Here is a 1,124-nt window from a genome sequence, read left to right as displayed (position 1 = left end):
CCCAGGGCCAACACGCCGGCCGCCGCGGCCGGCAGCAACCACGCACGCCGCGGACTGGACGTGGGTGGCGCCACCGGGAGCGCCGGCTCGCCGGAAACGTTCTTCTGCAGTCGCTCCGTCGCCAAGGAGGCGTTGATCCGGTCCATCAGGTCCGACGGCACCGGGCCCGGGTCGGGCAGGCCGGCCAGAAGCGCAGCGATGTCGCTGGGGTCCTCGGGCCGACGATCGGCGTTGCCTCGTTCCGTCACCGTCGCCTCCGGGGTGTCAAGGAAGGGTGGGGTGCCGGTGGGGGCCGGCTCCTTCACTTCTGACGCTCAAGCGGCGCGATCTGTTCCCCTCAGCTCGAAACCTCGATCTCCGAGATGGCGGCGCGGTACTGGCCGGACTGATCCTGGGGGACCTCGGTGAGCCACACGATGACGAACTGGCCGGTGTACTTCTTCGCCGGGACGATCTTGACCTCCCCGCTGCGGCCGGTCGAGGAGCCCAGCTTCCGCGCTCCCTCGTGGCTGCCGCTGCTGGAGAGGTAGACGTCGAACGTCGCCGGGTCGGGTAGTTGAATGGAGACCTGACCCACCTGGCGCGACTTGCCCAGGTCGACGATGAGGCCGACACCCGGCTTCTGGCTCGACAGCGGCGACGAGTAGCCCTCGGTCGTCCACGCGGTCTTCGGGTCGCCGTCGTACACGCGTGCGCCCTCGGCATCGTGCTCGACGCCATCTCCGGAGGGGTCGTACCCCTTGGCCGTGATGATCGGCCACACCCGGGTCGTGCCGCCGCCGGCGTTGGTCGTCGGCGAGACGGTCGCGACGCGGTTGTCGTCGGGATGCGTGATGTAGCCCAGGTTGGTGTTCTGACCGATCTTGCCGACCTGCCAGATCGCGAATCCGAAGGCGATGACGACGATCGCGGCCATGAGCGCGAGCACGAAGCGCTGCTGTGCCCGGGACGGCGGACCGCCGGCCGCAGCCGGCAGGAACGGAGCCGGAGCCTCGAAGTCGTTGCGGAAGTGCGCCTGGTCCAGGGGCACCTGGCGGCCCTCTTCGACTCGGCGCACGGCGTCGCGGTAGGCCCGCCGCTCGTTGACGCGCGACTGCGCGCCCTGGGCGGCCCGGCGCGCCACC

The 1,124-nt window shown here is 70.7% G+C and carries 2 protein-coding genes; both read right to left on the bottom strand.

Annotated features, from left to right (window positions below):
* Positions 1–248, bottom strand: a 248-nt coding sequence (locus tag KD1_RS07745) for a hypothetical protein (protein ID WP_217995837.1), incomplete at its 3' end; no start/stop codon positions are given.
* An 89-nt stretch (positions 249–337) separates the two neighbouring features.
* Positions 338–1,124: hypothetical protein (locus KD1_RS16810; RefSeq protein ID WP_217995836.1), on the bottom strand; the 787-nt coding region annotated here is incomplete at its 5' end.

Source organism: Kribbia dieselivorans NBRC 106261, from assembly GCF_001552435.1.
Taxonomy (GTDB): domain Bacteria; phylum Actinomycetota; class Actinomycetes; order Actinomycetales; family Dermatophilaceae; genus Kribbia; species Kribbia dieselivorans.
This window is presented reverse-complemented; position numbering and strand designations above follow the sequence as displayed.